The organism is Nitrospirillum goiasense (assembly GCF_034427435.1).
In the GTDB taxonomy this organism is placed as follows: domain Bacteria; phylum Pseudomonadota; class Alphaproteobacteria; order Azospirillales; family Azospirillaceae; genus Nitrospirillum.
This window is the reverse complement of sequence record NZ_JAXQNP010000002.1, coordinates 2,381,554-2,408,274: the sequence shown is the minus strand read 5'-3', so window position 1 is coordinate 2,408,274 and position 26,721 is coordinate 2,381,554. Positions and strand designations below refer to the sequence as shown.

At 68.8% G+C, this 26,721-nt stretch carries 20 protein-coding genes and 1 pseudogene; 15 read left to right on the top strand and 6 right to left on the bottom strand.

The features are described 5' to 3' along the window. The first annotated feature begins 10 nt into the window (after positions 1 to 10). The 12 genes from ccoO (at position 11) to ULB03_RS13520 (ending at position 10,023) form a co-directional block, all read left to right on the top strand. Complete coding sequence (gene ccoO, locus ULB03_RS13575) at positions 11 to 736, top strand: cytochrome-c oxidase, cbb3-type subunit II (RefSeq protein ID WP_322483620.1); 726 nt, start codon at positions 11 to 13, stop codon at positions 734 to 736. Positions 737 to 743: 7 nt separating this feature from the next. Next, positions 744 to 959, top strand: coding sequence for a cbb3-type cytochrome oxidase subunit 3 (locus ULB03_RS13570; protein WP_322483619.1), 216 nt, complete (start codon positions 744 to 746; stop codon positions 957 to 959). A gap of 8 nt (positions 960 to 967) precedes the next feature. After that, on the top strand, positions 968 to 1,837 hold the full coding sequence (gene ccoP, locus ULB03_RS13565; RefSeq protein WP_322483618.1) for a cytochrome-c oxidase, cbb3-type subunit III: 870 nt from the start codon (positions 968 to 970) through the stop codon (positions 1,835 to 1,837). 315 nt (positions 1,838 to 2,152) lie between these two features. Further along, positions 2,153 to 3,703, top strand: a complete 1,551-nt coding sequence (ccoG, locus tag ULB03_RS13560) for a cytochrome c oxidase accessory protein CcoG (protein WP_322483617.1) — start codon at positions 2,153 to 2,155, stop codon at positions 3,701 to 3,703. 30 nt (positions 3,704 to 3,733) lie between these two features. Next, positions 3,734 to 4,258, top strand: a complete 525-nt coding sequence (locus tag ULB03_RS13555) for a FixH family protein (RefSeq protein WP_322483616.1) — start codon at positions 3,734 to 3,736, stop codon at positions 4,256 to 4,258. A gap of 19 nt (positions 4,259 to 4,277) precedes the next feature. Continuing rightward, positions 4,278 to 6,692 (top strand): heavy metal translocating P-type ATPase metal-binding domain-containing protein, encoded by a 2,415-nt coding sequence (locus tag ULB03_RS13550; protein WP_322483615.1) that lies wholly within the window; start codon positions 4,278 to 4,280, stop codon positions 6,690 to 6,692. After that, the gene (gene ccoS, locus ULB03_RS13545; protein ID WP_322483614.1) at positions 6,692 to 6,856 is read left to right on the top strand and encodes a cbb3-type cytochrome oxidase assembly protein CcoS; all 165 of its coding nucleotides are present in this window, start codon (positions 6,692 to 6,694) and stop codon (positions 6,854 to 6,856) included. Before ULB03_RS13550 ends, ccoS begins: the two co-directional genes overlap by 1 nt. A gap of 43 nt (positions 6,857 to 6,899) precedes the next feature. Then, positions 6,900 to 7,115 (top strand): hypothetical protein, encoded by a 216-nt coding sequence (locus tag ULB03_RS13540; protein WP_322483613.1) that lies wholly within the window; start codon positions 6,900 to 6,902, stop codon positions 7,113 to 7,115. A 74-nt stretch (positions 7,116 to 7,189) separates the two neighbouring features. Further along, a complete protein-coding gene (locus ULB03_RS13535; protein WP_322483612.1) occupies positions 7,190 to 7,696 on the top strand; it encodes a mismatch-specific DNA-glycosylase in 507 nt (168 codons plus the stop codon). Between the two features lie 184 nt (positions 7,697 to 7,880). Next, complete coding sequence (locus tag ULB03_RS13530; protein WP_322483611.1) at positions 7,881 to 9,116, top strand: GGDEF domain-containing protein; 1,236 nt, start codon at positions 7,881 to 7,883, stop codon at positions 9,114 to 9,116. Positions 9,117 to 9,257: 141 nt separating this feature from the next. Next, the gene (fliN, locus tag ULB03_RS13525; protein ID WP_322483610.1) at positions 9,258 to 9,560 is read left to right on the top strand and encodes a flagellar motor switch protein FliN; all 303 of its coding nucleotides are present in this window, start codon (positions 9,258 to 9,260) and stop codon (positions 9,558 to 9,560) included. 25 nt (positions 9,561 to 9,585) lie between these two features. Then, entirely contained in the window at positions 9,586 to 10,023 is a 438-nt protein-coding gene (locus ULB03_RS13520; protein WP_322483609.1) for a PaaI family thioesterase, read from the top strand. Between the two features lie 45 nt (positions 10,024 to 10,068). On the opposite strand, the gene ULB03_RS13515 is transcribed toward ULB03_RS13520, so the two are convergent. The 4 genes from ULB03_RS13515 to ULB03_RS13500 form a co-directional block, all read right to left on the bottom strand. Next, positions 10,069 to 16,182, bottom strand: coding sequence for a hypothetical protein (locus ULB03_RS13515; RefSeq protein ID WP_322483608.1), 6,114 nt, complete (start codon positions 16,180 to 16,182; stop codon positions 10,069 to 10,071). Positions 16,183 to 16,714: 532 nt separating this feature from the next. Further along, complete coding sequence (locus tag ULB03_RS13510) at positions 16,715 to 17,407, bottom strand: Crp/Fnr family transcriptional regulator (RefSeq protein ID WP_322483607.1); 693 nt, start codon at positions 17,405 to 17,407, stop codon at positions 16,715 to 16,717. Positions 17,408 to 17,605: 198 nt separating this feature from the next. Then, positions 17,606 to 18,136, bottom strand: a complete 531-nt coding sequence (locus ULB03_RS13505) for an isoprenylcysteine carboxyl methyltransferase family protein (protein WP_322483606.1) — start codon at positions 18,134 to 18,136, stop codon at positions 17,606 to 17,608. A gap of 3 nt (positions 18,137 to 18,139) precedes the next feature. Beyond that, positions 18,140 to 19,237 (bottom strand): type III polyketide synthase, encoded by a 1,098-nt coding sequence (locus tag ULB03_RS13500; RefSeq protein ID WP_322483605.1) that lies wholly within the window; start codon positions 19,235 to 19,237, stop codon positions 18,140 to 18,142. Between the two features lie 300 nt (positions 19,238 to 19,537). Between ULB03_RS13500 and ULB03_RS13495 the strand changes: the two genes are divergently transcribed. Continuing rightward, entirely contained in the window at positions 19,538 to 19,948 is a 411-nt protein-coding gene (locus tag ULB03_RS13495) for a hypothetical protein (RefSeq protein WP_322483604.1), read from the top strand. Here the strand turns inward: ULB03_RS13495 and ULB03_RS13490 are convergent. Both ULB03_RS13490 and recG read right to left on the bottom strand, forming a co-directional pair. Beyond that, a complete protein-coding gene (locus ULB03_RS13490) occupies positions 19,911 to 20,243 on the bottom strand; it encodes a hypothetical protein (protein WP_322483603.1) in 333 nt (110 codons plus the stop codon). The two genes, ULB03_RS13495 and ULB03_RS13490, sit on opposite strands and share 38 nt — an antisense overlap. 94 nt (positions 20,244 to 20,337) lie before the next feature. Continuing rightward, positions 20,338 to 22,419 (bottom strand): ATP-dependent DNA helicase RecG, encoded by a 2,082-nt coding sequence (recG, locus tag ULB03_RS13485; RefSeq protein ID WP_322483602.1) that lies wholly within the window; start codon positions 22,417 to 22,419, stop codon positions 20,338 to 20,340. A gap of 252 nt (positions 22,420 to 22,671) precedes the next feature. Between recG and ULB03_RS13480 the strand changes: the two genes are divergently transcribed. Together ULB03_RS13480 and mfd are read left to right on the top strand one after the other, a co-directional pair. Next, positions 22,672 to 22,974 carry a succinate dehydrogenase assembly factor 2 gene (locus ULB03_RS13480; protein ID WP_322483601.1) on the top strand — a complete coding sequence of 101 codons (303 nt, stop codon included), beginning with the start codon at positions 22,672 to 22,674 and terminating at the stop codon, positions 22,972 to 22,974. Between the two features lie 35 nt (positions 22,975 to 23,009). Then, a pseudogene (mfd, locus tag ULB03_RS13475) lies at positions 23,010 to 26,704 on the top strand (transcription-repair coupling factor). Positions 26,705 to 26,721: the final 17 nt, after the last annotated feature.

Here is a 26,721-nt window from a genome sequence, read left to right as displayed (position 1 = left end):
GGGACGAAAAATGAAATTCTCTCACGCCATCGTCGAAAAGAACGTCGTCATCCTGGCGCTGCTGACCCTGATCACCGTGTCCATCGGTGGCCTGGTGCAGATCGTGCCCCTGTTCTCCATCGAAACCACGATCGAGCGGGTGGGTGGCGTGCGCCCCTACACCCCGCTGGAGCAGATGGGCCGCAACATCTACATCCGTGAAGGCTGCTACGTCTGCCATAGCCAGCAGATCCGCACCTTCCGCGATGAGGTGGAGCGCTATGGCCCCTACAGCCTGGCGGCGGAAAGCATGTACGACCATCCCTTCCAGTGGGGGTCCAAGCGTATCGGTCCGGATCTGGCCCGCGTCGGCGGCAAGTATTCCAACGACTGGCACGTCGCCCACCTGAAGAACCCGCGCGCCGTGGTGCCGGAATTGATCATGCCGACCTACGCCTTCCTGGCCAGCCGGCCGCTGTCGGTGCCCAACATCCAGGATCACCTGAAGACCCTGCGCACTGTGGGCGTTCCCTACACGGACGACATGATCGCCAACGCCGCCGCCGACCTGAAGGCCCAGGCCGACCCGGACGCCGACACCAGCGGCTTGCTGAAGCGGTATCCGAAGGCGGTGGTGGGCAAGTTCAACACCGAAAGCCCCGAGCTGACGGAGATGGACGCCCTGGTGGCCTACCTGCAGATGCTGGGCACTCTGGTCGAGTTCAGCAAGCTGCAGCCCGAAGACCTGCACCAGTGAGGCGATCATGGAAGAATTCCACGCCCTGATCTCGCAGGTTTGGTTGCTGTGGTTCGTGGCCTTGTTCAGCGGCATCGGCATCTGGGTCTACTGGCCCTCCCACCGCCGCCGCCTGGACGCCTGCGCCCGTATCCCGCTGCTGGATGACGCCGATCACCCGCTGCCTGTCAGGGCTAAGCCCCATGGGCCCGCGCGGCGGCCGGCGCCGACAATGAAAGGCTGAGGTCCCCCATGTCGACCCACATCGAAAAAGACGCCCACACGGGCCGGGAGACCACCGGCCATGAATGGGACGGTATCAAGGAACTGAACACGCCGCTGCCGAAGTGGTGGCTGTACACCTTCTATGCCTGTATCGCCTTCGCCCTGGTCTACACCGTGCTGTATCCCGCCTGGCCCAGCCTGCACTCCCACACCAAGGGCGTGCTGGGTTGGACCCGGCGCGACACGGTGAAGTCGGAGCTGGACACCCGCCAGCAGGCGCTGGCGCCCTTGAAGGCCAAGTTGCTGGCCACGCCCATCGGCGACGTCGAGAAGGATCCGGACCTGCGCAACTACGTGCAGGCCGCCGGCCACATCGCCTTCGCCGAGAACTGCGCCGCTTGCCACGGCGCCGGTGGCGCCGGCGGCAAGGGCTTCCCCAACCTGGCCGACGACGATTGGCTGTGGGGCGGCTCGCCGGAGCAGATCCTGCAGACCGTCACCTACGGTGTCCGCAATTCCAACCCGGACTCCCGCGTGTCGGACATGCCGCGCTTCGGCGCCGATGGCCTGCTGACCAAGGAGCAGATCAACGACGTGGCGGAGTACGTGCTGAGCCTGTCGAACACCGGAACGGACAAGGCGGCCGCCGGCCGCGGCGCCCAGGTGTTCGCGGACAACTGCGCCGCCTGTCATGGCGAAAAGGGTGAGGGCAACCCCGACGTGGGCGCCCCCCGCCTGAACGACGCCATCTGGCTCTACGGTGGCGACAAGGCCACGGTCGTCCAGACCATCACCTACGCCCGGCGTGGCAGCATGCCGGCGTGGAGCGAGCGCCTGGACCCGGCCACCGTCAAGTTGCTGGCCGCTTACGTGCATAGCTTGGGTGGCGGGAAGTAAATGATCGGGGGATGGTTTTCCCGCCTTCCCCCATCCCCCGATATCCTACTTTCGTAGACCACTACCCCAGGTATTGCACGTCGACCCCCGCCGCGTCCCCATCCGGCGGGGGTTTTTCTTTGCCCGGATCACAGTTCGCGCGCTTTGCAAGCGGTTGTTTTTACGCCCGTGACCTGCTGTCGCGGGCGGGGGCGGGCCATGCCGGGTTGATCTATCGCAAGGCGAGAGAAACGGCCCGGGCATAGCTTCCCCCATATCCGCGTTGGTGGCCCAACCGTTGGGGCTGGCCCGCGTATGGTTACTAGGATGGATCCCATGGAAACCAATCCCCAGGACGACAGCCTGCTGGAACGCCCGGTCGAACAACGCAAAGCGCCGCCGCGTGACGGCCGCCCGCAGTCGATCAAGGCTAGCCGGGACAGCCAGGAAGGCGGCCTGTATGCCGAGCGGGTCAAGGTGTATCCCAAGGCGGTTTCCGGGCCCTTCCGCACGCTGAAATGGACAATTCTGGTCTTGTGCCTGGCTGTCTATTACACCGTTCCCTGGCTGCGGTGGGACCGTGGGCCCGGCGCGCCCAACCAAGCGATCCTCATCGACCTCGCCGCCCCGCGCGCCTACTTCTTCGGCATCGAGATATGGCCGCAGGAGGTCTACTACATCACCGGCCTGCTGGTGCTGGGGGCGGTTGGCCTCTTCCTGGTCACCTCGCTGGCCGGTCGTGTCTGGTGCGGCTACACGTGTCCGCAGACGGTGTGGACCGATCTGTTCATGGCGGTGGAGCGGTGGATCGAGGGCGACCGGGGGGCTCGCATCCGCCTGGACAGCCAGCCGCTGAGCCGGGAAAAGGTCCTGCGCAAGGCCGCCAAGCACGCCGCTTGGCTGGCCATTTCCGTCGCCACCGGCGGGGCCTGGGTGTTGTACTTCGACGATGCCCCCACGGCCTTCAAGGCGCTGCTAACCGGCCACGCCACCATGCGGGAGTATTTCTTCGTCGGCCTCTTCACCACCACCACTTATGTTCTGGCGGGATGGGCGCGGGAGCAGGTGTGCACTTATATGTGCCCGTGGCCGCGCTTCCAGGGGTCCATGCTGGACGTCCATTCCCTGGTCGTGACCTATGAGGCCTGGCGCGGTGAGCGGCGCGGCCCGCATAAGGCCGGCACCAGTTGGGAAGGCCGGGGCGATTGCATCGACTGCGGCCAGTGCATCGCCGTCTGCCCCACCGGCATCGACATCCGCGACGGCCAGCAGTTGGAATGCATCGGCTGTGGCCTGTGCATCGACAGCTGCAACGACATCATGGCCAAGGTGGGCCGTCCGCCCAACCTGATCCGCTTCGACACCCTGGCCAACCAGGAGACCAAGGCCGGTGGGCAGGCCAACCGCTATCGCCTGCTGCGGCCGCGCGTGGTGATCTATACCCTGGTCTTGGCGATCGTGGCGGGGGTCATGCTGGTCGCCCTGGAAACACGCGCCACCATGGGCATCAGCGTGCTGCGCGACCGGGCCCCCCTTTATGTCACCCTGTCGGATGGCTCCCTGCGCAACGGCTATACCGTCAAGATCATCAACAAGCGGCGGGGCGAAAGCGCCTTCCAATTGGGCGTGGTGGGTCAGCCGGGCGCGACCTTGATCGTCCAGGATGTGGGCGATGCCCACGGCACCGAGGGCGTGGTCCTGCCGGTGCACGGCGATGCGGTCGCCACCTTCCGCGTCTTCGTCAGCCTGCCGCGCCAGTCGATGACGCGCGACGGCGGCGCCCAGGGTTCCATCCCCCTGGTGTTCAGCCTCACGGAGCAGGGGGTGACCCCCACCCATAGCACCTTCTACGAGGGTGTGTTCATGGGCCCCGGCGCCAAGCCCTGATCTCAACCCGACTTGCAGGAAAGGACCGCCATGACCGTCATTGATCTGCCCCGCCGGTCGCCGCCGCCCACCCAGGCCAAGCGCTCCCTGATCCCCTGGATCTTCGTGGGCGGCATGGGTGTGGTGATCGTGGTGAACAGCATCCTGATCTACTACGCCCTGCACAGCTGGACCGGCATGGCGACCGCCAAGCCCTATGAACGCGGCATCGAATACAACAAGGTGCTGGAGGCCCAGGCCCAGCAGGACGCCCTGGGTTGGGTGTTCGACGCGGATATCGAGCCGGTGGCCAATGGCCCCCAGGGGATGGGCGTGCTGACCGTGCGTGTCACGGGTCCGGACGGTGCCGCCCTAGACGGCATGACCCTGACCGGCCGCCTGGTGCGCCCCATCGACATCATGCCCGACGTGCCGCTGACCTTCACCGCCGCCGGCAACGGCCGCTACACGGCCAGCGTTACCCTGCCCAAGCATGGGCAATGGGATCTCAAGCTGAAGGCGGAAAAGGGGGCCGACTGGTACCACCTGACCCGCCGGCTGTTCGTGAAGAAGTAAGGCGCGGGGAACGACGGCCATGCCCTTGGACAGCCTGACGACGCACTGCCGGCATTGCGGCCAGCCCCTGCTGGGGGCGGCGACGGAGCGGGGCGCCTTCTGCTGCCAGGGGTGCGCCGGCGCCTATACCCTGATCCATGACCTGGGCCTGGACGCCTATTATGATCGCCGTCCGCTGGACGCGGCCGCGCCGGCGGCCACGGTGGAGGAGGGCGAGGGCGCCGACCCCCTGCTGGGCCTGCCCGAGGCGGTGGCGACGGCGCCGGACGGCACCTGTCTGCTGCGTCTCAGCGTCGATGGCCTGCATTGCGGCGCTTGCCTGTGGCTGATCGAGGCGGCGGTGACCAAGCACCACCCCGAGGTGCAGTCCGCCCGCGCCAACCTGACGACCCGCTGCCTGACCCTGCGCTGGACCGGCGCGCCGGCCAAGGCGGTGGAGTATGCCCGGCTGGTCACCGGCCTGGGCTATCGCGTCGCCCCCTTTGGCGCCGGTGGCACGGCGGCGGGTGCCGACCCGGCGGCGGCGCACGAGCGCGCGCTGTTGCGCCGTCTGGCCCTGGCCGGCTTCGCCGCGGCCAATGTCATGCTGCTGTCCGTGTCGGTCTGGGCCGGTGCCGACGCCATGGGCGACGCCACCCGCACGCTGCTGCACTGGGTGTCGGCCCTGATCGCCCTGCCCACGGTGGCCATCGCCGGGCAGCCGTTTTTCCAGTCGGCGCTGACGGCGTTGCGCGCCGGCCGCACCAACATGGACGTGCCCATTTCGGTGGGCGTGCTGCTGACCACGGGCATGAGCGTGGTGATGACGGCCCACCATGGCGAGCATGCCTATTTCGACGGCGCCGTCATGCTGCTGTTCTTCCTCCTGGTCGGCCGTTACCTGGACAGCCGCGCCCGGGGACGCGCCCGGTCCGCCGCCGCCCACCTGCTGGCCCTGAACCAGGCACCGGTGACGGTGCTGGGCGCCGACGGCCTGCCCCAGGTCCTGCCCCCCGCCCGCGTGCCCCTGGGCGCCACGGTGCTGGTGGCGGCGGGTGAGCGCATCGGCGTGGACGGAACCGTGGCCGAGGGCGTGTCCGACCTGGACGCCAGCCTGGTGACGGGGGAGACGCTGCCCCTGGCGGTGGCGCCCGGCGCCCAGGTCTTCGCCGGCATGATCAACCGCACCGCCCCCTTGCGCCTGACCGCCACCGCCAGTGGCGAGGGCACGCTGCTGGCGGAGATGGTGCGCCTGCTGGAGGCGGCGGAGCAGGGGCGGGCGCGCCATGTCCTGCTGGCCGACCGTATCGCCCGCGCCTACACCCCCGTGGTCCACCTGACGGCGCTGGCCACCTTCCTGGCCTGGGTGTTCCTGGGCGGGGCCGCCTGGTACCAGGCCCTGCTGACCGCTGTGTCCGTCCTGATCATCACCTGCCCCTGCGCTCTGGCGTTGGCCGTGCCGGCGGTGCAGGTGGCGGCCAGCGGCCGGCTGATGCGCCAGGGCATCCTGTTGAAATCCGCCTCCGCCCTGGAACGTCTGGCGCCGGTTGATACCGTGGTGTTCGACAAGACGGGGACCCTGACCCTGGGCCGGCCCGACCTGCTGCCCGACCCCACCCTGACCGCGGCGGAGCTGGAGCTGGCGGCCACCTTGGCCCGCGCCTCCCGCCATCCCCTGTCGCGGGCGCTGGCCCGTGCCGCCGGCCCCGGCCCCGTGGCCGACGGCGTGGTCGAGGTGCCGGGCGGCGGGCTGCGCTGGCAGGGCCCCGATGGCTTCGTTCGGCTGGGCTCACGCGGCTTCTGCGGCGTGACCGACGCGGGGGTGGGCCAGGTGGGCTCGGAGCGGCCGGGCCCCGAGTTATGGCTGGCCCGCTGCGGCCACCCGCCCCGCCGGCTCAGCTTCGCCGATCGTCCGCGCCGCGATGCCGCCGCCGTTGTGGCCGATCTCAAGGTCCAGGGCTATCGCGTGGAACTGCTGTCAGGTGACCGGGCGGTCACCGCCCAGGCCCTGGCGGCCGATGTCGGCATCGACATCGTGCGGGCCGATGCCCGGCCGGCGGACAAATGCGCCCACCTGGCGGCGCTGCGGGCGCAGGGGCGCCAGGTGCTGATGGTGGGCGATGGCCTGAACGACGCCGCGGCCCTGGCCGCCGCCGACGTGTCGCTGAGCCCGGCCAGCGCCGTGGACGTGACCCAGACGGCGGCCGACGTGGTGTTCCAGGGCGATGGCCTGGCCGCCGTGGCGGAGACGCTGGCCGTGGCGCGGCGCGCGCGCACGCTGGTGCGCCAGAACCTGCTTTTCACCCTGCTGTACAATTTGTGCGCCGTGCCGGTGGCCATGGCCGGTCTGGCGACACCCTTCGTGGCCGCCGCCGCCATGTCGGGCTCGTCCCTGGCGGTTATGGCCAACGCCCTGCGCCTGGGGGGCAGGAAACCCCGCGATGGAGGTCACTGATGAACAGCCTGCTTTTCCTTATTCCCGCCGCCCTGCTGCTGGGCGGGCTGGGGCTTTGCGCTTTCCTCTGGGCGGTGCGCGATGGCCAGTTCGAGGATCTCGACGGCTCCGCCACCCGCATCCTGTACGAGGATGAAACGCCGCTGCCCAAGCGGCGCACCTGATCCGTTTAGTCTGCCTGATCCGTTTAGTCTGATGGAGTGAGTCATGAAAGCGTCCAACACCCTGCCGGCGATCTTCGTTCATGGCATGGGCATCATCGTGGCCGTGCTGGGCCTGTTCTTCGCCGCCGGGTCCACCGATCTGGCGGGCTACATTGACGGCTTGCTGTTCGTCGCCTTCGGCGTGCTGGTGAACTTCTTCACCATCGCCCGCACCATCGGCGGCCACCCGGATGAGCTGGCGCAGCAGCCGGCGGAGTGAGGCCAAGCGGGTAGGCACTGGCGCGGGATGGGGGACGTCCCTATCTTTGCGCCATGCTGATCCCCGACGTCCTCGTGCCTGGTCTCGATTTGGTGTTCTGCGGCACGGCGCCCAGCCGCGCCTCCATGGCGGCCAAGGCCTATTACGCCAAGCCCGGCAATGCCTTCTGGCCCAGCCTGCACGCTGCCGGTTTCACGCCAACGCGGCTGAGGCCACAGGATTATCCCACCCTGCCGACGCTGGGCCTGGGATTGACGGACCTGAACAAGACCCAGTTCGGCAATGACGTAGACCTGGACCCGTCCGCCTATGACGTGGCGGCCTTCGTGGACAAGATGCGTCGTCACCGTCCCGCCGCCGTCGCCTTCACCAGCAAGACGGCGGCGTCGGTGTTCCTGGCCGGCCATTTCGGCCTGACCGGAAGCCCCGACTATGGGCGCCAAGCCCTTGATTTTGAAGGAACAGCGCTGTTCGTCCTGACCTCCCCGTCCGGCCAGGCGCGGCGCTTCTTCACGCTGGACCCCTGGCGGGCGGCGGCGGCCTTCGTCGCCGCGCGGCGGATGCAAACCAAAAACGCTTAATTTTGCAGATCTGCATTTACAGGTAATGCGCCTGCCCTGAACGCCCCGTTAACAGTTTTTATGATATAAAGCGCGCACGGTTCGGTGTCCGACTAATGGATTAATGCGCGACAAGGGGCATTGGTATCCTAATCGTTCGTCCGGGCAGATTGATCATTTCCGCGCGCGGGGATGGTGGGGCGAGATGAACATCCTGACACTTCTGATCGTCAATATTCTCCTTCATGTCGTCGCCGCCTTCTGTCTGGTTCCCGTTGGCCGCACCCTGAAGGCTGGCCCGGCGGTTTGGTTCTGGGTCCTGTCGAATTTGGTGCACGCGGCGGGCCTGCTGATTGTGGTGTCGCCCCATGCCGGTCCTGGCAAGCCCCCGCCTATTTCCAGCCTGATCGGCAATCTGCAAATCGACTGGGGCACGATGCTGGCGTTTGTCGGCGTCCAGTCATTTTTGGGCCTGCCGCGACGGTCGCTGTGGCTTCTGGCGCCGGCGGGGATTTTATCCTGCGCCAAGATTGGCGTTTTTCTCGGGGTCGGGCTGCATATGCCCATCAACGTCATCCTCGGATGCGGATGCCGCCTTCTGCTGGCCTCGGGCACAGCCTGGCTTCTGATCCGTCATGCGGAGCGTGATGTGCGGATCGCGGCCTGGACCATGGCCGGCTTCAACTTGGCGTGGGCGGCCGTCCTGCTGACCCGGATGGTGTGGGAGGCGTTCCAAGTCCTGCCCCATGGTGGTGTCGTGATCGGCGACCTGCGTGAGCCCACCACTTCGATGGCCCTGCTGCTGCGGGTCGGGGTCACCTTCACGTTGACCCTGGGCTATCTCTGGATGGTGGGCCAGCGTTTGCAGGCGCGCCTGGTCACCCTGGCCGACCAGGATCCCCTGACGGGCATCGCCAACCGGCGCGTGCTGTGGGAGAAGGGCGCCCGCATGGTCGAGCGGGCCCACCAGAACAAGCAGCCTCTGGGCGTGCTGATGATCGACATCGACCATTTCAAGGCCATCAACGACCGCTGGGGGCACAGCGGGGGCGACATGGTGATCCGGCGCGTGGCGGAAACCATCGCCGGGGTCATCCGCGCCACCGATGTGGTGGGCCGCGTCGGTGGCGAGGAGTTCGCCGTCGTCCTGCCGGAGGCTGACGGAATCACCGTGGGCACAGTGGCGGAACGGATACGCCGGGCGGTGGAGCAATTGGTGATCGTTCCCGGGACGGCGATCCAGTGCACCATCAGCGTCGGCCGCGCCAATATCGCCCCGGATGTCGGCTGGGATGCCCTGGTCGATGCCGCCGACCAGGCGCTCTACCGTGCCAAGACCGGCGGCCGGAACCGGGTCGAGGCCTACGTCTGGGATGGCATGGGGCAGCAGGCGGTGGCGGCCCCCGAGGCCCCCGGCCTGGCCGCCGCCTGCATGATATGACCACGCGGGTGACGGTGGGCATCACCGTGAGCGGGCCCGGGCGGATAACTCTAGCGCCAAATCGCTCCCCCCGCGCCGTCGGGTCATGGTAATGTCATTCGGCATCTCACGGGTGGGATTGGCGAATACGGGTCCGACGACATGAGCAACCAGGACGATATCGATGCCATGTTCGGCGGCGGCGGCGCCACGATGGGCGCGTCGACGGAGCTTTCGGCCATCTATGACACGGTGGTCGAGGTGTCGGTGGTGCTGGGAACCTCCACCATCCGGGTGCGCGACCTGCTGAAGCTGGGCCGCGGCGCCATCGTGGAACTGGACCGCAAGATCGACGACCTGTCCGATATCATCGTTTCCGGCCGCACCGTGGGCCGGGGAGAGGTCACCATCGTCGAGGACAAGATCGCCGTCACCTTCCGCGAGTTCACGCGGGTGAACGGCTGACTCATACCCATGGGGCCCGGGCGTAATGGTGGATGGCGCGGCTGAAACGACTACCGAGGGGTGGGCGCTGTGCCCGGTGACACCCGGCTTCGTCGCCCACATCGGCCCCTTTTGGGAGGGCCGGCCGGCCCGGGGTGGCGGCTACGGCGGCTGGGTTCGCGCCTTCGTGGCCGATGAACGCCACCTCGCCGCCGGCGGCCAAATCCACACATCCGTCCTCGCCGCGTTCGCTGAGCTGGTTTGCCTGCGCGCCATCAGCGATGAGGGCGTGCCGGACGGCGAGGCGGTGCTGCTGAACCTGTCGCTCAACCATCTGGGCAGCGGCCCGCGCGGCACCTTGGTCCAGGGTGAGGCGCGGCTGATCCGGCGCAATTGGTCACAACTGGTGACCGAGGTTCGCATCCACGACGGCGACCGCCCCCTGGTGGCGGGCAGCGCGCTGTGGAGCCTGGCCGGCGCCTGAGCGGTAACCGCTTTCGCCAAACCCAACTGTTGCGCGACACGCCGCTTATGACGAGCGGGCCGTCTGCCAGGCGTTGGTCTGGTCGGTGGTGAACACCCCCAGCTGGTCGCCGGTGAAGGCGTTGGCCTGGTCCGATGTCATCGACTGGATCTGGGTGGGGCTGAGGCCCGGGATCTGGTCGGTGGTGAACATCGGCACCTGGCTGACCGTGAATTCGCGGATATCGTCCGTGCTCAGCGCGATCAATTGCTGCGTCGTTAGCGCGTCGATCTGGGCACTGCCCAACAGCGAAACCTGCGTGCCGGTCAGTGCGGACAGGTTGATGGTGCTGAGTCCCGCGATCTGCGCCGTGGTCAGGGCGGTCACCTGCGCCGGCGTCAGGCTTTGGATGCGGTCCGTGGCCAGGGCGTCCAGTTGGTCGGTGCTGAACGACTTCACCTGGGTCAGCGACAGGCCGGCCACCTGGGTCGCCGTCAGGGCGGCGGCCTGGTCCGTGGTCAGGGCGCCCACCTGGGTCGTGCTGAACGCGGCCAACTGGGTCGCGGACAGGATCGACACTTCGGTGGTGGTCAGGGCCGCGACTTGGCTGGTGGTCAGCACACCCACCTGGGTGGCGGAAAATTCGCGGATATCGGCGGTGGTCAGCGCCGCCAACTGGCCGGTGGTCAGCGCCCGGATTTGCGCGGTGGTCAGCACCGTCGTTTGCGGCCCGCTGAGCGCCGACAGGTTGTCGGTGCGCAGGCCCGATATCTGGTCGGTGGTGAGCGCGGCCACCAGGGTGGCCGACAGGCCCCGCACCTGCGCCGTGCTGAGCGCATTCAACTGGTCGGTGCTGAGTGTCTGGAACTGCGGGACCGACAGGCTGCTCAATTGCGTGTTGCTCAAGGCCGCCAGCAGCGCCGTGCCGAAGCCCGCGACCTGCGTCGTGCTGAAGGCCTGCACCTGCGTCGCGGTCAGGGCGCGGACGTCGGCGGTGGCCAGGGCCGCCAGTTGGTCGGTGTCGAGAACCTTGACCTGCGCGGCGGACAGGCTGGCCACCTGGGAGGTGGTCAAGGCGGCTACCTGGGTGGTGGTCAGCGCCTGGACCTGGGTGGTGGTCAGGGCTGCGGCCTGCTGGCTGGTCAGGGCCGAAATATGGGCGGTGTCCAGGGCCGTCACCTGGTCGGTGGTCAGCAGGGCCACCTGCGCCGCGGTGAATTCGGTCACGTCCGCCGTGGTCAGGGCGTTCAACTGCCCGGTGCCCAGCGATTGCACCTGGGCGCTGGTCAGGCTGGCCACCTGCGTGGCGCTCAAGGCCGACAGATTGTCCGAGCCCAAGCCCGAAACCTGATCGGTGGACAGGGCCGCCACCTGGGCGGTCGTCAGGGCGCGGGCGTCGTCGGTGCTCAGGGCGTTCAATTGGCTGGTGGACAGCGCCCCGGCCTGCGCGGTAGTCAGGCTGGCCACCTGCGCCGTGCTCAGGGCCTGCAGGACGGTGCTGGCCAGGCCGGCGACCTGGCCGGTGCCGAGCCCCGCCACCTGCTTGGTCGTCAGGGCGGCGATGTCCGCTGTGGGCAAGGCGTTCAACTGGTCGGTCGCCAGCGCGTTCAGTTGCTGGGTGGTCAGGCTGGCCACCTGGGCGGTGGTCAGGGTTGAGAGGAAGGGCGTGCCCAATTCACTGACCTGGTCCGTCGTCAGGGCGGCGACCTGGCCACCCGTCAGGCTCTGCACCGTGCTGCTGCTGAACGCGCCGACCTGGGCGGTGGACAGCGCCGCGACCTGCGCGGTCGACAGGCTGGTCACCTGGGCGGTGGACAGCGCGGCCACCTGGTCGGTGCGCAGGCTGGCGACCTGCGCCGTGGTCAGGCCGCCCACTTGGGTGGTGGTGAGGGCCGTCAACTGGTCGGTGCCCAAGGCGGACAACTGGTCGGTGGTCAAGGCGCCCACCTGGGCCGCCGTGAACTCCTGGATGTCGGCGCTGGTCAGGCTGTTCAACTGGCTGCTGGACAGCGCCTCAACCTGCGCGCTGGTCAGGGTGCCCACCTGGGTGGCGCTGAGGGCCGAGAGGGCGCCCGTGTTCAGGGTGGCGACCTGATCGGTGGTCAATGCCGCCACCTGCGCGGCGGTCAAGGCGCGGGCGTCGGCGGTGGGCAGGGCGCCCAACTGGCTGGAGGTCAGGGCCGCGACCTGCGCGGTCGACAGGCTGCTGATCTGGCCGGTGCTCAGCGTCACCAGGAACCCGGTGGCGAGCTGGGAGATCTGGGCGGTCGTCAGGGCCTGGATCTGGGACGCGGTCAGGGCCTGGGCTTCGTCGCTGGAAAGAGTGTTCAACTGGTCCGAGGTCAGCGCCGGGACCTGGCTGGCGGTCAGGCTGGTCACCTGGCTGGTCGTCAGGGCCGCGAGGACACTGGTGGCCAAGCCGCCGATCTGGTCCGTGGTCAGGGCGGCGACCTGGGTCGCGCTCAACTTCTGAACGGTATCGCTGGCCAGCGCGTCCAACTGGCCGGTGGTCAGGGCCTTGACCTGCGTGGCGGACAGGCTGGCCACCTGCGCCGTGGTCAGGGCCGCCACCTGGCCGGTGCCCAGGGTGCTGATCTGGCCCGTGCCCAGCCCGGCGATCTGGGGGGTGGTGAGGGCCGTCAGCTGGTCGGTGCCCAGGGCGGACAGCTGGCCGGTGGTCAGCACCCCCACCTGGGTGGCGCTGAATTCCCGGATGTCGGCGCTGGTCAGGCCGTTCAGCTGGTCCGTGGTCAGGGATTGGACCTGGGCGCTGGTCAGGCTGGGCACCTGCGCGCTGCTCAAGGCCGACAGGTTGGTCGTCCCCAGGGCCGACAGCTGCTCCGTCGTCAGATAGCTCACCTGGGTGCCGGAAAGCTCCCGCACGTCGGCGGTGGTCAGGCTGTTCAACTGATCGGTGGTCAGCGACCGGACCTGGGCGGAGGTCAGGCTGGCCACCTGGGTCGCGCCCAGGGCGGACAGGGCGTCGCTGCCCAGGCTGGCCACCTGGTCGGTGGTCAACGCCGTGACCTGGGTCGCGGTCAGCGCGCGGGCGTCGGCGGTGGGCAGCGTGCCCAACTGGTCCGATGTCAGCGCCTTGATCTGCGTGGCCGAGAGGCTGGCCACCTGGGTGGAGCTGAGGGCCGCCAGGAAGTCGCTGCCCAGGCTGGCCACCTGGTCGGTGCCCAGGCTGGTCAGCTGCGCCGCCGACAGGGCCCGTGTCTCGGCCGTGGTCAAGGCGTTCAACTGGTCAGAGGTCAACGCCCGGACCTGCAGCGAGGTCAGGCTGGTGACCTGGGCCGTGGTCAGGGCGGCCAGGGTGTCGGTGCCCAGCCCCGCCACCTGGGCGGTGGTCAGCGCCGCCACCTGGGTGGCCGTCAGCTTCTGCAGGCTCGCGGTGGGCAGGGCCGCCAACTGATCCGTCGATAGCGCCGCCACCTGGCCGGCGGACAGGGTGGTCAGTTGCGCGGTGGTGAGGGCCGCCACCTGATCGGTGGTCAGCACCGTCACCTGGGCGGTGGACAGCCCGGCCAATTGCGGGGAGGTCAACGCCGTCAGCTGGGTGGTGCCCAGGGCCGACAATTGGTCCGCGCTCAGCGCCCCCACCTGGGTGGCGGTGAATTCACGCGCGTCGGCGGTGGACAGCGCGTTCAACTGGTCGGTGGTCAGCGCGCGAATCTGGCCGCTGCCCAGGCTGGGTACCTGCGTGCTGCTGAGCGCGGACAGGTTGGCGGTGCTGAGCGACGAAAGCTGGTCCGTCGTCAGGAACGACACCTGGGTGGCGGAGAATTCACGGATGTCCGCCGTGGTCAGGCTGTTCAGTTGGTCCGTGCCCAGCGCCTGGATTTGGGCGCTGTTCAGGCCGGTGACCTGGCTGGCGCTCAAGGCCGACAGGGCGTCGGTGCCCAGTTCGGGCACCTGGTTGGTGGATATCGCCGCCAATTGGGTCGCCGTCAGGGCGCGGGCGTCGGCGGTGGTTAGGCCGGCCAACTGGTCGGAGGTCAGGGCGCGGATTTGCTTGGTGGTCAGGGCGGCGACCTGGGCGGTGCTGAGCCCCGCCAGGGTGGCGGTTTGCAGGCCGGCCACCTGGTCCGTGGTCAGGGCGGCGATCTGGCCGGGCGTGAATTCCCGCAGGTCGGAACTGGCCAGCGCGTTCAGCTGGTCGGTCGTCAGCGACTGCACCTGCGTGTTGGTCAGGCTCTGCACCTGGGTGCTGGCCAGGGCGGACAGGGCGTCGGTGCCCAGCGTGGCGACCTGCGCCGTCGTTAGGCCCTGGACCTGAACCGCGCTGAGGGCGCGGATATCCGCCGTGGACAGCGCCGCCACCTGGTCGGAGCCCAGCGTGCGCAGCTGGGCCACCGTCAGGCTGGCCACCTGCGAGGTGCTGAGGGCGGACAGGGCGCCGCTGCCCAGGGCCGCGACCTGGGTCGTGCTGAGTGACGCGATCTGGGTAACCGTGAACTCCCGCATGTCGGCGGAATTGAGCGCGTTCAACTGGTCGCTGGTCAGCGCCTGGATTTGCAGGCTGCCCAGCACCGCCACCTGGGCGCTGTTCAGCGCCGACAGGTTGGCGGTGGACATGGCCGCGATTTGCGCCGTGGTCAGCGCCGCGATCTGCGCCGCCGTCAGGTTCTGCACCGTCGCCGTGCCCAGCGCGCCCAGCTGCTCCGCGTCCAGGCCCTTCATCTGGACGGCGGTCAGGCTGGCCAGTTGCGCCGTGGTCAACGCCGCCACCTGGTCGGTGGTCAGCGCCGACAATTGGGTGGAGGTCAGGCCCGTCAGTTGCGCGGTGGTCAGCGCCGTCAGGTTGGCGGTGTCCAGGGCCGCGACCTGGTCCGTGCCCAGCGCCGTCAGTTGGCTGGCGGCGAATTCCCGCATGTCGGCCGTGGTCAGGCCGTTCAACTGGTCGGTGGTCAGGGCGCGAATCTGGGCGCTGCCCAGCCGCTGGACCTGGGCGCTGGTCAGGGCGGACAGGTTGGCGGTGGTCAGGCCGGCGACCTGCGCCGTCGTCAGGGCCGCCACCTGGATGCTGGTCAGCTTCTGCACCGTGGCGGTGCCCAGGGCGCCCAGCTGGTCGGTCGACAGTGCCTTGAGCTGGTTGACGGACAGGCCGGCAACCTGCGCCGTGGTCAGGCCGCCCACCTGGTCGGTGCCGAGCGCCGCCACTTGGGCGGTGGTCAGGGCGGCTGTCTGCAGGGAGGTGAGGGCGGCCAGGCTGCCGGTGTTGAGGGCCGCCACCTGATCGGTGGTGAGGGCCGCGACCTGCAAGCTGGTGAACTCGCGGATATCCGTCGTGGTCAGGGCGTTCAACTGGTCCGACCCCAGCGCCCGGACCTGGGCGGTGGAGAACGCCGCGACCTGGAGGGAGTTCAGCGTCGACAGCACGCCGCTGGTCAGAACGGATACCTGGCCCGTGCCCAGCGCCGACAGTTGCGTCGCCGTCAGCGCCTTGGCGTCCACCGTCGACAGGGCCGCCAGCTGGTCCGAGGTCAGGGCGCGGATCTGTGCCGTGGTCAGGCTCGCCACCTGGGAGGTGCTGAGCGCGCTGACGGCGCCCGTGGTCAGGCCCGCCGTCTGGCTGGTGGTCAGGAAGGCGACCTGGGCGGCGGTGAATTCCCGGATGTCGGCGGTGGTCAGCGCGGCCAACTGGTCGGTGGTCAGCGCCGCGACCTGGGCGGAGGACAGGCTGGCCGTCTGGGCGCTGCTCAGCGCCGACAGGTTGTCGGTCCCCAGCCCCGCCACCTGGGCACTGGTCAAGCCGCTCACCTGGGTGACCGTCAGGGCGCGGATGTCGGCGGTGGATAGGGCCGCCAACTGGTCGGTGGTGAAGGACCCTACCTGCGCCTTGGTGAATTCCTGGATGTCGGCGGTGGTCAGCGCCGCCAGTTGGGCGGTGGTCAGCGCCTGGATTTGGTTGGAGGTGAGGGCGGAGATCTGGGTGGCCTTCAGGGCCTTGAGGTCATCCGTCTCCAGCGCGGCCAGATCCGCCTCGCTGAACGCCTGCAGCTGGGACGCGGTGAAGACCATCTGGCTGACCTGGAAGGCGATGGCCTGCGCCGTCGTCATCGCCTTGATCTGCGCGGTGGTCAGCGCCTGGACATCCTGGGTCGTCAACCGCTGGATGTTGGCGGTGGTGACGGCGGCGAACTGCGCCGGCGTCAGATAACTGATCTGCGAAACCATACCCACCCCCGACCGCATCTCTTTGAGATGCCGCGTGTTCGGCGTATTAACCCGCACCCCTTTTGGGTGTCGCCACGGTAGCGTGGCTTGACGTCCGCCTTCCCCCGCGCTCCCTCATGGAGGCGTCGGATTAAGGTATTGAGACACACGACGCCCGGACGTCCCTTTGGATCGCCATGAATTGGGCGGCGCGATGCCAATCGCAAGATTGCATTCGGACAATGAATGTATCCGTTTTCGTGGTGTTTAGCACCCACGAATGCACGGTGCGGCTTTGTGCCCGACGGAAGGCCGCCCCGCGGGAACTGTCGCGGCCGCCGGTGTCTGGCCGCGGTCAAAAAAAACGCCGGCTGTCTCGAAGACAGCCGGCGAAGATGAAGGGAGCCTCATAAGGAGGTTGAAGGCTTGAGAGTGTCAAATCCGTCACGGTCAAGCCCCTCTTATATAGCTCCGACGCGGATTGATGAAAAGTTAAAAAACCGTGGCAAGCGTGTCACACTTCAAAAAAGACCTCGTGGTTAATCCCAAAGGCTCAATCGCCCCGGACCTCCTCCACCATCTCCTCCAAGCGGGCGAAGTCGCGGACCAGGAGGGAATTGTCCTGGCGGACCACCAGCTTGTCGCGCGACAGGTCGCCCAGCACCCGGGCGACCGTCTCGCGGGTGGTGCTGACGCGCGCCGCGATGTCGCTGTGGATGGGGATGGGGGAGATGGCGGCGGTGTTGTCGGATTTCAGGGTGGGCTTGGCCAGGCGCAGCAGTTCGGCATGCACCCGGTTGTTGGCGCCCAGCGTCGACAAATCCATGATTCTTCCGGTGGCGGAACGAACGATGCTGGCCAGCCGGGTCATGACGCCCCAGGCGATGGTGGGGTTCTGGGTCACCACCTGTTGGAACAGGCGCGGCGACATGAAGGCGACCATGACCTCGCTCAGCGCCACGATGCTGGCGGACCGCGCCTCGCCGTCGATGGCCGACAGTTCGCCCAGATAGCCGCCGGCCTCGACATCGTCGAAGGTGACCTCGCGGCCGGACAGGGAATAGTTCACCACCCGCACCCGGCCCTCGACGATGAAGCAGACATCACGGCTGTCCGATGCGCGGTCGATCACCTGTTCCTGGGGGTGGAAATGGCGCCAGCTGCATTGCTTGGCCAGGCTGGCGCGCTGGTCCGCCGTCAGGGGGGCCAGCAGTTCGATGCTGTCGAGGGACGCGGCTTCGATCACGGGGTGGGCTCCGGATAGGGGCGTTTTGGGGCGTGGCTGCCGGTTCGGCATCCGCGCCCGGCCCCCGCACAGATCCGGGGGCCTTTCACATGGGCTGGCCGGACAATAACGATCCGCGCGCCCGCCGTAAACGGCCCCACGCCCTTTGGTGGTGGCTGTTAACCAAAGAGAGGTCGCAGCCCCCGGCCGGCGAGTTGCTCAGGATCGCGACGGCGCCTCCCTCCGCGGGGCCAGCGCCGACTCCTCCACCCGGATGCGGTGGGCCAGCAGCAGGGCGTTGGCGATGGAGAAGATCAGGGCCAGGTGCCAGGCGCCGAACGCCAGCGGGACGGTGGCGATCTCCGCCACCACCACGCAGTAATTGGGGTGGCGGACCCAGCGGAAGGGGCCGCCCTGGACAAGGGGCGCCTGGGGCAGGGTGATGATGCGGGTGGTCCAGTAAGGGCCCAGGGTGCGGATGACCCAATAGCGCGCCAGTTGCAGCGGGACCAGCAGGGCCACCAGGGGCCAGACGATGGGCGCGTCGGCCGGGATGAACAGGAACAGCGCGGCCAGCCAGGCGCTGTGCAGCACGATGAACAGCGGGTAGTGCGCCCGCCCCACCTCCTGGCCGCCCTGGGCCAGCAGGCGGCGGGTGTTGCGGTTGGCCACCCGCAGTTCCGCCAGGCGCTGCACGGCGAGCAGCAGGACCACGATTTGCGGTGGGCCGAAAGGAATGTCGGGGCTCATGGCTCAGAACCGCATCAGGCCCAGGGCGGCGATGAAGCCGGGCCCCAGGGCGGACAGCAGGTGCAGGCCCCGCGCGCCCTGGCGCACACGGCGTTCCAGCACGAACAGTACGGTCGCGGCCGACATGTTGCCATGCTGGCGCAGCACGTCGCGGGCGTCCGCCAGCCCGTCGGTGGCCGGGGCCAGGACCTCCTCCAACGCGTCCAGCACCTTGGTGCCGCCGGGATGGCAGATGGTTCCAGCCAAGTCGGACAAGGTCAGCCGCTGGCGGTCCAGGAAGCGGCCCACCACCTCGGGCATTTTCTCCCGCGTCAGGGTGGGGATGCTCTGGGCGAAGATGACGCCCATGCCGTCATCCTCCACCTGCCAGCCCATGATGCCCAGGCTGTCGGGCCAGCGATGCTCGGCCGACGCCAGGAAGGCGGGGGCCCCTTCCTGGCCCGCGTCGCGGCCTGCCGGGTCCGCGCGCAGGATGGCCGCGGCACCGCCGTCGCCGAACAGGGCGGTCGCGATGACGTTGGCCTTGGACAAGTCGCCCCGGCGGAAGCTGAGGGCGCACAGCTCCACCACCAGCAGCAGGACGTTGGCGCCGGGCCGGGCGGTGGCCCAGGTGGCGGCCCGCGCCAGGCCCAGCACGCCGCCGGCGCAGCCCAGGCCGAACAGGGGCATGCGCTCCACATCCGGCCGCATGCCCAGGCGCTGCATGATCAGGGCGTCCAGGCTGGGCGTGGCGATGCCGGTGGAGGAGACGGCGACGATGGCGTCCACGTCGGTGGGCTTGAGGCCCGCCTGGTCCAGCGCCTGGGTGGTGGCGCGGGCCAGCACATCGACGGCATGCTCCAGGTATAGGGCGTTGCGCTCCGCCCAGCCGTGCGGCTCCAGATACCACTCCAGCGGCACGCAAGAGGCGCGGCCCTCGATACCGGCATGGGTGAAGACGGGGGCCAGCCGGTCGAAATCGCGCAGCCGATGGGCGAAGACCTGGCGGGCGCCGGCCAGCGCCTGCTCCTGCGTCAGGCGATAGGGGGGCAGGGCGGTGGCGATGGACAGCAACCGGGCGGGGGCCGAGGGCGTCGTCGGTCCAGGGAGGGCGCTGGCCATGGTCATCCTTTCGTTTTTGTCAGCCTGTAGTACGGCCAGCGACCGGCGATGGTTCATGAGCCGCCGCCGGCGGCATTCCCCGTAGTCCAACCATGCTAAGGGCAAGGGCCCCCGCCAACATACGCCACTTTGGCGGGGTGGGCCGTCCGGCAGCGGTTGGAATAAACCCGGGCCCGGCTTCGTCAGGTGCGGGGTGGCGGGACGCGACCTGTCAGGATCGCGGCCCGCCCCTATGTCACTGCCGGTCACCCTATTGCGGGTCACCCCACAGCAGGTCACCCCTGCGACGGAGGGCATCCCATGGACGTGCAAGCCTCACACCATGTCGACTGTTCCGACATCGGGCCGGACGGCTATTACGACTATTATTATGCCTACACGATCTGGAGATTTTCCGATGGGGGGCCGCGTGTCCTGATCGTGCGGGGCTATGATGATGAAACGGACGCCACTTTAAAGGCGTGGGAAAATCCGGACGGCACCCGCGACCCCGTGGGGGCGGTCGACCTGTTCCACCCCCTGGTCCGCCAGGCCATGGAGCATTTGCGGGGCGAGGGGCGTTCGGTCCAACGGCTCAGCCCCTACGGCATCGTGTCGGCCACGCCCATTCGAGGGTGGGCCAAGGCGCTCACCCTCGGGCTGGGCTATTGGCTGAGGGTGTTGGCGATGATCTTCAAATCACCGCCAGGACCAGCAGGCCCACGAGGATGAGGGCCAGCGGCGTCAGGCCCAGGGTAAGGCGCAGCCGGCCGATGCGGCTGGGCTGGTCGGGCGGAATGGAGCGAGCACGATACACGCCGAGCAAGATCATGATCGCCATGCCGCCCAACGCCCCGCCAATGATGGAGCCGACCAGGGCACTGCGGCTGGTTGGCAGCTCATGTCTCAGGATGGGAATCATCATCGGTATCAAGCCGAACCCAAGACCTAACAGGGCGTGCCTGATGACCGTCAGCGTCCGCAGGCTGACCTTGTCAGATGGCGCGGTGGTTGAAATGTCGGACATGGGAACGACCTTTCAGGGGAAAGTGACGGGACGCGAAATATGTCCCACCCTCTTTCGCGCAACTGGCCGAAGGATGTAGCCCGGCGGACGGGCCTCACCCCGAGCGCAGCGTGCGCACCGCCTCGTCCCGCTGGAACAGGTAGAGCAGCACGCGCAGGGCCTGGCCGCGCGGGGTTTCCAGGTCGGGGTCGCGGGCCACCATCAGGCTGGCATCGTCGCGGGCGGTGGCCAGCAGGTCGGCATGCACGGTGATGTCGGCCATGCGGAACTCCGGCAATCCCGACTGGCGGGTGCCCAGTACCTCGCCGGCGCCGCGCAACTCCAGGTCCTTCTCAGCGATGAGGAAGCCATCCTCGGTGGAGGTCATGACGTCCAGGCGGGCGCGGGCGGTTTCGCCCAGGGGGGCGGTGTACAGCAGCAGGCAGGCGGAAGCGCGCTCGCCGCGCCCCACGCGGCCGCGCAACTGGTGCAGCTGGGCCAGGCCGAAGCGCTCGGCATGCTCCACCACCATGATGGTGGCCTCCGGCACGTTCACGCCCACTTCGATGACGGTGGTGGCCACCAGCACGGACAGCTCGCCGGCGGCGAAGCGGGCCATGACGGCGTCCTTCTCGGCGCCCTTCATCTTGCCGTGCACCAGGCCGACGCAATCGCCCAGCCGTTCCAGCAGGGTGGCATGGCGCAGGGTGGCGTTGGCGAGATCCACGGTTTCCGACTCGTCCACCAGGGGGCAGACCCAATAGACGCGCTGGCCGGTCTTGATGGCGGCGGCCACGCGCTCCACCACCTCCTCAAGGCGATCGGCGGCGGCGGCGCGGGTCACCACCGGCTTGCGCCCCGGCGGCTTCTCCGTCAGGCGGCTGACGTCCATGTCGCCATAGGCGGTCAGGGTCAGGGTGCGGGGGATGGGGGTGGCGGTCATGACCAGGGTATCGACGCCGCGTCCCTTGGCCGCCAGGGCCAGGCGCTGGTGCACGCCGAACTTGTGCTGTTCATCGATGATGGCCAGCGCCAGGTCGCGGAAGGCCACGTCCTCCTGGAACAGGGCGTGGGTGCCGATCAGGATGTCGATCTCCCCCGACACCAGGCGGTCCAGCACCTGCTGGCGCGCCTTGCCCTTGTCGCGGCCGGTCAGCAGGGCCAGGCGGATGCCGGCGGCGTCGGCCAGGTCGGCCAGGCTTTCGGCGTGCTGGCGCGCCAGGATTTCCGTGGGCGCCATCAGGGCCGCCTGGGCCCCGGCCTCCACCGCCGTCGCCATGGCCATCAGCGCCACAATGGTCTTGCCGCTGCCCACGTCGCCCTGCAGCAGGCGCAGCATGCGCTCCGCCTTGCCCATGTCGGTGTCGATCTCCACCAGCGCCTGGGCCTGCGCGCCGGTCAACTGATAGGGCAAGGCGGCCTGGATGCGGGCGCGCAGGCGGCCATCGCCCACCGTGGCGCGGCCGGCCAGCCGCCGCTGGTGCCAGCGCACCAGGGCCAGGGCCAGCTGGTTGGCCAGCAACTCGTCATAGGCCAGGCGCTGGCGCAGGGGGCTCAGCGGGTTGACGTCCTTCTCGCCCTTGGGGTCGTGCGCCGCCGTCAGCGCCGCCTTCCACGTGGGCCAGCCCTGGCGCTCCAGCCACGCCGGGTCCTGCCATTCCTCCAGCTCGGGCGTGCGGGCCAGGGCAGCCTGGATGGCGGTGCGCAGCGGCTTGGGGTTCAAGCCGCCGGTCAGGGGATAGACCGCCTCCACCTCCTGCGGCGGGGCGCCTTCCTCCACGGGGGCGAAATGGTCGGGGTGGGGCATCTGCAGCAGGCCGTTGAACCGCTCCACCTTGCCGCTGACCACCACCATGGTCCCCTGGGGCAGCTTCTTTTCCAGCCAGTCGCCCTTCACATGGAAGAACACCAGCTCCATCTCCCCGGTGTGGTCGGTACAGCGCACGCGGTAGGGGCGGTGGCGCTGCACCGGCGGCATGTGCCCGTCCACCCGCACCGTCAGGGTGACGATGCGGCCCTCCGGCGCCTCATTGATGCTGGGGGCGTTGGCACGGTCCAGCACGCCGGTGGGCAGGTGCCACAGGATGTCCGCCACATGCGGGCCGGTCAGCCGCTCCGCCAGCTTGCCCAGGCGGGGCCCCAGGCCGGGCAGGCTGGTGATGGGCGCGAACAGGGGATAGAGGACGGGCGGACGCAACGGGGCAGGCTCCAGGACGCAAAACCGTGGGCATATGCCTATATCCTAGCGGCCCGCCCTGTCGACGGGCTATCCCGTGTGGTGGGATTTGTTTATGATATGTTCCGACCCATATATGGTGCCGTCATGCCACGCCGCAGCCATTGAAGACGTGACAGCGCCTGAGTCTGCCGTTACTCCAGTGGCGGATGCGCGGCTTGATGGTTAGGCCGCCGAGCCCCCATTGGCTTCCGTTTTGATAAGGCCGTGCCCATGCCCACCGACACCTCTTCCGAAGTTGCCGCGAAGGACGCTCCCGGGGATGCCCTCGCCGTGCGGCGCAAGCGCCTGATCTTCCGCAGCTGGCATCGCGGGATGAAGGAGATGGACCTGCTGATGGGCACCTTCGCCGAAAAGCATGTGCCCACCTTCACCGTGGAACAGCTCGATCGGTATGAGCATTTGCTGGATCTGAACGATCCGGACGTCTTCGATTGGCTGCTGGGGCGGGCACCCTTCCCGGATGACCTGGACGCGGACCTGATGGCCTTGCTGCAGGCCCACCGCGTCGCCTGATTTTTCCGTCACCGCCTAACGCCTGGCTTTCCCCCATGCCCCACACCGCGCCCGACACTGTGCTGCCGTCCGCCCTGCTTTCCAGTCTGAACCCCGACACGCCGCGCCGCCTGCTGGTGGCCGGCGCGCCGGAGGGGCATGACGCGCGCGTGCTGGCCGACCTGGCGCGGCGGGCGGGGGCCTCGGGCCTGCTGCACGTGGCGCTGGACGACACGCGCATGGCCCGGGTGCAGGAGGCCTTGGCCTTCTTCGCGCCCGACGTGGCGGTGCTGCCCTTCCCGGCGTGGGACTGCCTGCCCTATGACCGCGTCTCGCCCAACGGCGACATTGTCGCCCGGCGCATTGAGACGCTGACCACCCTGCTGGGCGCCCGTCCGAAAGGACCCTTCGTCGTCCTGACCACCCTGAACGCCGCCTTGCAGAAGGTGCCGCCGCGCCTGGCCTTCCGCAACGCCACCTTCGGCGCCAAGGTGGGCGGCCGCCTCAACATCGACGAGTTGCAGCGCTTCCTGGCCAACAACGGCTATACCCGCGCCCAGACGGTGCGTGAGCCGGGTGAGTACGCCGTGCGCGGCGGCATCATCGACCTGTTCCCCCCGCGACGGCGGAACCCCTGCGCCTGGACCTGTTCGGGGATGAGCTGGAAGGCGTGCGCGCCTTCGACCCCATGACCCAGATGACCACGGAAAAGCGGTCGGGCGTGGACCTCAAGCCCATGTCGGAGGTGTTCCTGGACGAACCCTCAGTCCAGCGTTTCCGCACCGGCTACCGCGAGCTGTTCGGCGCGGTCACCGACAGCGACCCGCTGTATGAGGGCATCAGCGCTGGCCGCAAGATGCCGGGCATGGAGCATTGGCTGCCCCTGTTCCACGCCGGGCTGGACACGCTGTTCGACTATGTCCCCGCCGCCATGGTCAGCCTGGACGCGCAGGCGGAGGAGGCGCGCGACGCCCGCCTGTCCCAGGTGGCGGACTTCTATGAGGCCCGCCGCACCTTCCAGGAGGTGGAGAAGAAGTCCGGCACGCCGGTGTACAAGCCGGTGCCGACGGCCAGCCTGTTCCTGGACGGTGACGCCTGGGACCGGCACTTGGCCCTGCGCTGCGTCGCCCAGCTGTCGGCGTTTGCCGCTGTGGCCCGTGAGGACGAGAAGGGGGGCGCCAACCCCAACCTGGTGGATGCCGGTGGCCGCCGGGGGCGGGACTTCGCCGACGCCCGCGCCAACCCGGATGTGAACGTCTTCAAGGCGCTGGGCCAGCATATCGACCAGTTGCGCGCCGACGGCCGCCGCGCGGTGGTCGCCGGCTACAGCCAGGGCGCCCGCGACCGCCTGGCCAAGATGCTGAAGGAACACGGCATCGATCCGGCCCTGACCGCCGACACCTGGGCGGAGGTGGGGGCGCAGGAGGCGCGGGCCACCGCCGTCATCGTGCTGGGCATCGACACCGGCTTCACCACCGGCGACCTGGCGGTCATCACCGAGCAGGACATCCTGGGCGACCGCCTGGCCCGCCCATCGCAGAAGAAGCGCCGCGCCGCCAACTTCATCGCCGAGGCCGCCAGCCTCTCGCCCGGCGACCTGGTGGTGCACGTCGACCATGGCATCGGGCGGTACGATGGGCTGGAGACGCTGACCGTCACCGGCGCCCCGCATGACTGCCTGCGCATCCTCTACGATGGCGGCGACAAGCTGTACGTGCCGGTCGAGAACATCGAGGTGCTGTCCCGCTTCGGCTCGGAGGAATCGGGCGCGCAGTTGGACAAGCTGGGCGGTGTGGGCTGGCAGTCGCGCAAGGCCCGGGTGAAAAAGCGGCTGAAGGACATGGCGGACGCGCTGCTGCGCATCGCCGCCGAGCGCGCCCTGCGCAAGGCCCCGCCCATCGAGGTGCCGGACGGCGTCTATGACGAGTTCGCCGCCCGCTTCCCCTATGCCGAGACGGATGACCAGTTGAAGGCCATCGAGGATGTGCTGGAGGATTTGAACTCCGGCCAGCCCATGGACCGCCTGGTCTGCGGCGACGTCGGCTTCGGCAAGACCGAGGTCGCCCTGCGCGCCGCCTTCGTCGCGGCCATGAGCGGCCTGCAGGTGGCGGTGGTGGTGCCCACCACCCTGTTGGCCCGCCAACACACCCGCACCTTCGAGAAACGCTTCGCCGGGCTGCCCGTGCGCCTGGGGCACCTGTCGCGCCTGGTGACGGCCAAGGAATCCGCCCAGACCAAGGCCGGCCTGGCCGACGGCACCATCGACATCGTCGTCGGCACCCACGCCCTGCTGGCCAAGAGCATCCAGTTCAACCGCCTGGGCCTGGTCATCGTGGACGAGGAACAGCATTTCGGCGTGAAGCAGAAGGAGCGGCTGAAGGAACTGCGCACCGATGTGCACGTCCTGACCCTGACCGCCACGCCCATCCCCCGCACCCTGCAACTGGCGTTGAGCGGCGTGCGCGAGCTGTCGCTGATCGCCACGCCGCCGGTGGACCGCCTGGCCGTGCGCACCTTCGTGCTGCCCTATGACCCGGTGGTGATCCGCGAGGCCATCCTGCGGGAGCATTACCGGGGTGGGCAGAGCTTCTACGTCTGCCCGCGCATCGAGGATCTGCCCAAGCTGCAGGAACGGCTGGCGGAGCTGGTGCCGGAGGTGAAGATGATCACCGCCCACGGCCAGATGCCGGCGGCACAGTTGGAGGAGGTGATGACCGCCTTCGACGAGGGCAAGTACGACCTGCTGCTGGCCACCAACATTATCGAAAGCGGCCTGGACATCCCCAGCGCCAACACCCTGATCGTCCACCGCGCCGACATGTTCGGCCTGGCGCAGCTGTACCAGGTGCGCGGCCGCGTGGGCCGGTCCAAGGTGCGCGGTTACGCCTACCTGACCTACCAGCCCAAGACGGTGCTGTCGCAGACGGCGCAGCAGCGCCTGCACGTCATCGAGACGCTGGACAGCTTAGGCGCGGGCTTCCAGCTGGCCAGTCACGACATGGACATCCGCGGGGCGGGCAACCTCTTGGGTGAGGAGCAGTCCGGCCAGATCCGCGAGGTGGGCGTGGAACTCTACCAGCAGATGCTGGAGGAGGCGGTGGCCGCCGCGCGTGGCGGCCTGACGGAGGCGCAGGCGGCGGAAGAGCAGTGGACGCCGCAGATCCAGTTGGGCATGCCGGTGCTGATCCCGGAAGACTACGTCGCCGACCTCGGCATCCGCCTGTCGCTCTACCGCCGCGTGGCCGACCTGGTGGACCGGGCGGAGATCGACGCCTTCGCCGCCGAGATGGTGGACCGCTTCGGCACCCTGCCGGGGGAGGTGGAGAACCTGCTGCGCCTGGTTGAGATCAAGCGCCTGTGCCGCGACGCCGGGGTGCAGACCCTGGACGCGGGGCCCAAGGGCGCCGTCATCGGCTTCCGCAACAATGAGTTCAAGAACCCCGCCGCCCTGGTGGGATTCATCCAGCAACAGGCCGGCACCGCCAAGATCCGGCCGGACCACAAGCTGGTGCTGCTGCGCCCCTGGGACAGCGCCGAGACGCGCATGGACGGCGTGCGCAAGCTGATGAGCGACCTGGCGAAGATGGCGGCCGGTGAGACGGTCAAGACCGACCCGCCCCCGCCACCGCCGCCACCCCCGCCGCCCAAGCCCCAGGGCAAGCCCGTCTCCGCCTGGGGCCACAAGCCGCCGCTGCCGGCCTCCAAGCTGAACCGCCCGGGTTTTTCCGCCCCGCCGCGCAGCAGGCGGTAGGCTTTCGCGCCAGAAGC